Here is a 6,820-nt window from a genome sequence, read left to right on the forward strand (position 1 = left end):
GGACGCAGGTAGAACATTACCCCATGTCAGGGGGTGCCTGTGACCAGCGCCGGCCGTCACCGGCACCCCCGCCGCTCACTGGTCCTTGATCTTCCACGGCATGACCACGCCGAACTTCCACAGGTAGATACCGACCAGTACGGCGACGATCACCAGGCCGATGGTCGTCAGGATGATGTTCCGGCGCCGCACCTTGGGATCGAGGGCGCGCTGGGCGGCCTCCGTGACCTTCCGCTTGGTCCAGCGGAGCACCAACTGGGCCCACACGAACTCGGTCGCCCAGATCGCCATGCCGCCGAAGATCACGACCCAGCCCGGCCCGGGCAGGGGCAGCATGATGATGCCCGCCACGACGACCGCGAGCCCGATGATGAAGATGCCGACCTGCCAGCTCACATGCAGCAGGCGGCGCGCTTTGACGAATTCCGGTGCCCGTGAGCCGAGTGCCCGCTCCTGCTCGCTGCGCACCTCGTCCGTCCCCGTCTCGTCCGACGCCACGGCCACCTCGCCCGGCTCGTCACTCCCCGTATTCATACGGCCAAACACTACCGGAGCGAAACCAGTCACCGGAATGGACGCACGGCGCGAACGATCTCTCGGCCGGAAGAGTTACGTAAAGGCACGCAAAACACTCAGAGGGGTTTACAACGGCACCGTAGGTGGCATGTCGATTTCGCCGACGTGCGAATCCCCGAGCGCACACTGAGCGAAAGGCCCTGGCGCTTATGAACACCACGGTCAGCTGCGAGCTGCACCTGCGCCTCGTTGTGTCGAGCGAGTCCTCCCTGCCTGTGCCCGCAGGCCTGCGGTACGACACGGCCGACCCCTACGCCGTGCACGCCACCTTCCACACCGGAGCCGAGGAGACCGTCGAGTGGGTGTTCGCCCGCGACCTCCTCGCCGAGGGACTTCACCGCCCTACCGGCACCGGCGACGTCCGCGTCTGGCCGTCGCGCAGCCACGGTCAGGGCGTCGTGTGCATCGCCCTGAGCTCACCGGAGGGCGAGGCCCTGCTGGAGGCGCCGGCACGGGCCCTGGAGTCCTTCCTGAAGCGGACCGACGCCGCCGTGCCGCCCGGCACGGAGCACCGGCACTTCGACCTCGATCAGGAGCTCTCGCACATCCTGGCGGAAAGCTAGGGCGAGGGGCTCACCAAGCAGCCCGGTGCCGTCGACTCGGGGAGACGGCTCGGGCCCGGACAACCGCATACGGGATACACCGGCGCCGGCACCGCGGATCTCGCGGGGCGGCGCCGGCTCGCGTGTGCCGCCGTCCGGGCCGTCTCGGCTCGGGTGTGCAGCCGCTCGGCCCGCGGGTGCCACAGGGCCGGAACTCTCAGCGACGGGCCTTCCGCTGCCGGAGGGCAGGCCTTCGCCGCCCCGAGGGCGGGCGGGAACCATGGCTTGCCCGGCGTCGTTGTATTCGAAGCCATGTGCGGGCATGAGGGCGGTCCGGCGGTGGTGGAGCCGTTACCATCGGCCAGCATCGGCGGGCGCCTGCCCGACCCCCAGGCCAGGGAGCGAATCGTGCTGATCACCCACGACACCCGGTGCGCCCTCGACACCGTGGTCGATCTGGTGAACACCGCACCGGAGGACGACACGGCACCGGACGGACTGCCGGACGTGGCGACCCTCGCGGACTTCGTGCGAAACCACGAGATCAGCGATGTGGGAGTGCTCTCGGAGTTCGACCTCTCGGCGGTGCGGAAGATCCGCGGGCGGTTCGCCGCCGTCTTCGCCGCCCCCGACGCCCGGACCGCCGCCGGCCAGATCAACGAGCTGGTCGCCGCCGCCGGCACCACACCCCGGCTCACGGACCACGACGGCTATGACTGGCATGTGCACTACTTCGCGCCCGGTGCCTCCATCGCCGACCACCTGGCCGCCGACTGCGGGATGGCCCTGGCCTTCTTCGTGGTCGCCGGGGAGCAGGAGCGGCTGCGGCGGTGCGAGGCGCCCGACTGCCGGCGGGCCTTCGTCGACCTGTCCCGCAACCGCTCGCGTCGCTACTGCGACAGCCGGACCTGCGGAAACCGTCTGCACGTGGCCGCCTACCGGGCGCGACGCAAGGAAGCGGCGGGCTGACCGCCACCGCCGGGGCCAGTGGCGGGCGGATCATCGATGCCGACGCGGTCCCGGCGGGTGGCGCCGGGTACCGCGGGTACGGCTCACAGCAACAGCAGATCGTGCAACGAGGCCATGAGCAGCAGGGTCCCGATCACCGCAAGGAAGATCATGAGCGGTGGCTGGGATAGGGCGAAGAGGCAACCACGTGGCTCGTCCCGCCGGGGACGTGGCTCGTCATGCGGCGGCGCGGGGTCGCTCTGTTCCGTCGTGTCCAGCATCTCGCGGCGATGATGACGCAGTCGCCCGGCCGGACGCGATCAGCGGCCTCGTTCCGTGCGGGTGTGCGCCGATTCCGCGAAGTCCGGTTCAGGTTGTGATCACTTCCGCGCGCCCTTGGACGCACTGTGACGATTCGACCGGCGCGCGGCCGTCAAATGCCGTGCTTCTTGAGGATGGCCTCGATGTCGCTGAAGTCGTCGTCGCCCCGGGGCGCCGTGGCGGGCCTCCCGGTCGGCCGGGAACCCTGGCCCAGGGAGGGCGCCGAGGCCGCCGGGGCCACCGCCTCCGGCCGGGCCGCCGCTCGGGCCGCCCTGCGCTCCTTGCGGGTGCCGCCGCGGCGACGCTCGACGACACGCGTGCTCGTGAACAGCACCCATGCGACACCGAGCACCCCGAAGCCCGCCCAGGCCGTGGGGCTGAAGGCGGTGTCGGCCAGCCACTCGACGACGCCCGTCATCACCAGGCCGATCGGCACGAGCGAGTACGCCGCGATACGGGTCGCCGCGAGGAAGCGCTTGCGGTAAGCCGTGACGGCCGCGATGCCCAGGCCTGCCGCGGACACGGCGGAGCAGACGGTCTCGGCAATCATCCGGTCCTCCAGGCGTGGCGCGGTCGGGCTGGGGCACTTCGTCCCTTCCATCCTGCACCCGCCGCACCCCGGGCGGCCATGCCCCGGCCCGACATCAGGGACATCTCCGGGTCGCCTCCTCCGCAGGTGCCGGTGCGGGTGCACGGCCTGGGAGACTATGGGTATGAGCGACTCCTCCACTGTCCCTGCCGCCCCCGTCCTCGAGGTCTGGTGCGACCTCCAGTGCCCGGACTGCCGCACCGCGCTGGACGACCTCCGTGCCCTGCGCGCCCGCTACGGCAACCGTCTGGAGCTGCGGCTGCGGCACTTCCCCCTGGAGAAGAACAAGCACGCTTTCGCCGCCGCCCAGGCCGCGGAGGAGGCGTGGGAGCAGGGCCGCGGGTGGGAGTACGCCGAGGCGCTCCTGGGGCGGGTCGAGGAACTGGGCCGCAAGGGAGAACCCTTCCTGGTCGAGGTGGCCCGCGAACTGGACCTGGACGCCGAGGAGTTCGACACGGCCCTGATCGACGGCCGGCACACCCTGATCGTGGACGCCGACCAGGCCGAGGGCAAGGCGATCGGCGTGACCGGCACCCCGACGTACGTCATCGGCGGTGAGCGGCTCGACGGAGGCAAGAGCCAGGAAGGGCTGCGCGAGCGGATCGAGCAGATCGCGGACCGACTGCTGGCCGGGCCGGAGCAGGAGTAGGCAGGAGGGCTGATCCGACGGCCCGGCCGACGGCCCTGGCCCCTGCCCTCCCGCTGAGCCGCAGGACCGCTGGGCTACAACAGCGGCTTGTACATCGCGTACAGATTCGTCTTGTAGCCGAGCGACGTGTAGAGCCGTTCGGCCGGGGTGTTGCCCGCGAAGACGTTGAGGCCGATGGTGCGCCGGCCCTCGGCGATCGCCTGGGCCTCGGCCAAGAGCATGAGGGTGCGGCCGTGTCCCTTGCCGCGGTGGCCGGCGTGGGTCTCGACGTCGAAGACGAAGGTGCTGTCCTCGCGCACCGCGAGCCACAGCGCGCCCACCGTCGTCCCCTCGTGTTCCAGGACGCTGATGAGCGTGCCGGGGGTGGCGAGGCCGTCGGGCAGCAGGGTGGCGTGGTCCCGCTCGGACTTGGCGCGGGCCTCGGCCTCCGGAACGCCCCGCTCGATCCAGCTCTGGGCGTAGTCCTCCTTGCCCTTCTCCAGCCAGGGGCCGAACTCCGCCTCGGTCATGGGCCGGGCACGGCTGCCCTCCGGCAGCTCCGGCGGGGTGTCGCCGAGCGGTTTCTCCATGCCGCGGTTGCGGACGGCGTAGCCGAGGGCGGTGGCGAGCCGGAACGGCGCCTCGGAGTCGGCGGGCACGGTCGCCTCGATGCGGCGGCACCCCCAGCCGCGCGCCACCTCCTCGGCGGCCAGGGCGGCCACCGTGCCCCTGCCGCGTCTGCGGTCCGGTTCCTCGATGCGCAGCTTCATGATCCGGGCCACGGCGTCGCCGAACACGGGATGCGTGCCGAGGTGTATCGCCCCTACGGGACGGCTGTTGACGCACACCTGGTAGCGGCGTGAGCGCGTCCCGTCGGCGTTCTGCTGAAGCGGCTCGGTCGGCCGCAGGGTCGTGGTCATCAGGGGTGTTCTACCCGCAACCACGCCCCCGGTCAGCCGAATATCCCGGCCTGTCAGGGGTCGAGGTCGTCCCCGGACCGCTCCTCGAAGATCCGCATGGCCTTGGCGGTCACCGGGCCGGGCGCGCCGGGCAGCTCGCGGTCGTCGATCCGGTGCACGGCCTGCACGTCCCGGAGGGTGGACGTCAGGAAGACCTCGTCGGCCCGCTCCAGGACGTCCAGTGGCAGATCCGTCTCCCCGGCGCCGGTCCATTCGATGGCCAGCGCGCGCGTGATGCCCGCGAGGCAGCCCGAGGCGAGCGGCGGAGTGTGGATCTCACCGTCGAGGACGACGAAGACGTTGGACCCGGTGCCCTCGCAGAGCTGTCCCACCGTGTTACCGAACAGGGCCTCGGAGGCGCCCTGTTCGCGGGCGCGGGCGAGGGCGACGACGTTCTCGGCGTACGAGGTGGTCTTCAGGCCGGTGAGCGCGCCCCGCTCGTTGCGCGTCCAGGGAACCGTGATCACGGCGGTGGAGTCGGGGCGGCGGGTCGTCTCGCCGAGGGCGACGACGAGGGTCGGGCCGTGCTGGCCGCGGTCGGAGCCGAGCGGGCCGTGGCCGCCGGTGTAGGTGATGCGCAGGCGGCCGAGCGACACGGGGTTGGCCTTCAGGACGGCGGCACAGGCGTGGCGCACCTCGTCGTGGTCAGGGTCGGGCAGTCCGAGGCCGCGCGCCGACCGGGTCAGCCGGTCGAGGTGCCGAGTGAGCGCGAACGGCCGGCCGTCCACGGCCTTCACCGTCTCGAAGATGCCGTCGCCCACGGTCAGCCCGTGGTCGAAGACGGAGACGCGGGCGGACTCGATGTCCTGCAAGCCGCCGTCGAGCCAGATCTTCACGTCAGGTCCTCTCCACTCACCTCATACGCTCCCGACGCTATCGCGAGCAGCCGGGCCGCCTTCAGCTCGGTCTCCCGCCACTCCCCCTCGGGATCCGAACCCCAGGTGATGCCGGCGCCGGTGCCGAAGCGCAGCATGCCGTCGGCCCGGTCGATCCAGAAGGTACGGATGCCGACGGCCAGCTCACCGGTCTGCCGGTCGGCGTCGACCCATCCGATCCCTCCGCAGTACGGCCCTCTGGGCGCCGACTCCAGCGCGTCGATGATCCGCAGCGCGCTCGACTTGGGCGCGCCGGTGACGGAGCCGGGCGGGAAGGCGGCGGCGAGCAGTTCGGCCCAGCCGGTCCCCTCCGCCAGCTCGCCACGGACCGTCGACACGAGATGGACCAGCCCCGGATGCTTCTCGACGGCACACAGCTCGGGCACCGTCACACTGCCGGTGGCGCAGACCCGGCCGATGTCGTTGCGGACCAGGTCCACGATCATGACGTTCTCGGCGTAGTCCTTCTCCAGCAGGTCCGCCTCGGTGCGGCCGGTGCCCTTGATCGGCCCCGACTCGACGAAGCGTCCGTCGCGCCGCAGGAACAGTTCGGGGGACGCGGTGGCGATCTCCACACCGTGACCGGGCAGGCGGATCGTTCCTGCGTACGGTGCCGGGTTGCCGCGGGCCAGCAGCGCGGTGAGGGCGTCGACGTCGGCGCCGGGCGCGACGGGCGCGGACAGCACCCGGCACAGGTTCGCCTGGTAGACCTCGCCGGCCGCGATGTGCTGCCGGATCCGCCCTACCGCCGCCGTGTACGCGGCGCGGTCGAGCGACGACGTCCAGTCGCCCGCCGCCGGGCCCGGCCACGCGCCGGGCACGGGGGCGGACACGGCCGCCTGCCGTACATCCCGGAAGCGTGCGCAGGTCAGACGGCCCTCGAAGTCGGCGCAGACGGCCCAGAAACCGCTGGATTCCAGGGCTTCGGGATCGTCGGTGACATCGAGGAGCCCGGTGGCGACACGGGCGCCGAAACGGGCGAGGGGCGGGAGGTCGAGCACGCAGTCGAGTCTATGGCGGGTGTCCTGCGGGTGACCGGGGGATGTCCCTTCGCGAGGCCCTGTGACCGCCCTGAGCAGGGGAAGCGCAGCACGCTGCACAAACGCGTTTTTGTGCTGGCCCCGGAATCCGCTAGAGTTCAACTCGTCGCCGGGCCGCGAGAGCGGACCGAAACGACAAGCGGACGTAGCTCAGTTGGTAGAGCGCAACCTTGCCAAGGTTGAGGTCGCGAGTTCGAGCCTCGTCGTCCGCTCGAAGGAACAGGGGGCTTCCCGGTCCCCTACGCTCCTGGTGGAGTGGCCGAGAGGCGAGGCAACGGCCTGCAAAGCCGTCTACACGGGTTCAAATCCCGTCTCCACCTCCAAGGACGATTAGCTCAGCGG

At 71.3% G+C, this 6,820-nt stretch carries 8 protein-coding genes and 2 tRNA genes; 5 read left to right on the forward strand and 5 right to left on the reverse strand.

The genetic code is table 11. The features are described from left to right. Positions 1 to 75 precede the first annotated feature (75 nt). Positions 76 to 534: a TIGR02611 family protein gene (locus GTY47_RS24850; protein ID WP_029181636.1), complete on the reverse strand. Its 459-nt coding sequence runs from the start codon at positions 532 to 534 to the stop codon at positions 76 to 78. Positions 535 to 725: 191 nt separating this feature from the next. Here GTY47_RS24850 and GTY47_RS24855 point away from each other — a divergent pair, with 191 nt between their 5' ends. Further along, positions 726 to 1,139 (forward strand): SsgA family sporulation/cell division regulator, encoded by a 414-nt coding sequence (locus GTY47_RS24855; protein ID WP_004002642.1) that lies wholly within the window; start codon positions 726 to 728, stop codon positions 1,137 to 1,139. A gap of 387 nt (positions 1,140 to 1,526) precedes the next feature. Then, a complete protein-coding gene (locus tag GTY47_RS24860) occupies positions 1,527 to 2,087 on the forward strand; it encodes a CGNR zinc finger domain-containing protein (protein ID WP_010046573.1) in 561 nt (186 codons plus the stop codon). A gap of 412 nt (positions 2,088 to 2,499) precedes the next feature. Here GTY47_RS24860 and GTY47_RS24865 read toward each other — a convergent pair whose 3' ends face one another. Continuing rightward, positions 2,500 to 2,937, reverse strand: a complete 438-nt coding sequence (locus tag GTY47_RS24865; protein ID WP_010046577.1) for a hypothetical protein — start codon at positions 2,935 to 2,937, stop codon at positions 2,500 to 2,502. Positions 2,938 to 3,100: 163 nt separating this feature from the next. Here GTY47_RS24865 and GTY47_RS24870 point away from each other — a divergent pair, with 163 nt between their 5' ends. Next, positions 3,101 to 3,625: a DsbA family protein gene (locus GTY47_RS24870; RefSeq protein WP_010046578.1), complete on the forward strand. Its 525-nt coding sequence runs from the start codon at positions 3,101 to 3,103 to the stop codon at positions 3,623 to 3,625. Positions 3,626 to 3,699: 74 nt separating this feature from the next. Here GTY47_RS24870 and GTY47_RS24875 read toward each other — a convergent pair whose 3' ends face one another. Genes GTY47_RS24875 through GTY47_RS24885 form a run of 3 tightly spaced genes read right to left on the reverse strand, consistent with a single transcriptional unit; the run spans position 3,700 to position 6,439 of the window. Next, positions 3,700 to 4,524, reverse strand: a complete 825-nt coding sequence (locus GTY47_RS24875) for a GNAT family N-acetyltransferase (protein WP_010046579.1) — start codon at positions 4,522 to 4,524, stop codon at positions 3,700 to 3,702. Between the two features lie 53 nt (positions 4,525 to 4,577). Further along, positions 4,578 to 5,399 (reverse strand): aminodeoxychorismate lyase, encoded by an 822-nt coding sequence (locus GTY47_RS24880; protein ID WP_010046580.1) that lies wholly within the window; start codon positions 5,397 to 5,399, stop codon positions 4,578 to 4,580. Then, positions 5,396 to 6,439 (reverse strand): chorismate-binding protein, encoded by a 1,044-nt coding sequence (locus tag GTY47_RS24885; protein WP_010046581.1) that lies wholly within the window; start codon positions 6,437 to 6,439, stop codon positions 5,396 to 5,398. The genes GTY47_RS24880 and GTY47_RS24885 overlap by 4 nt, the downstream gene beginning before the upstream one ends. Before the next feature lie 178 nt (positions 6,440 to 6,617). Between GTY47_RS24885 and GTY47_RS24890 the strand changes: the two genes are divergently transcribed. Next, positions 6,618 to 6,690: transfer RNA gene (locus GTY47_RS24890), tRNA-Gly, on the forward strand. Between the two features lie 37 nt (positions 6,691 to 6,727). After that, positions 6,728 to 6,801, forward strand: a tRNA-Cys gene (locus GTY47_RS24895). Positions 6,802 to 6,820: the final 19 nt, after the last annotated feature.

This window comes from Streptomyces sp. SID5464 (assembly GCF_009862985.1).
GTDB classification, from domain to species: domain Bacteria; phylum Actinomycetota; class Actinomycetes; order Streptomycetales; family Streptomycetaceae; genus Streptomyces; species Streptomyces chartreusis_D.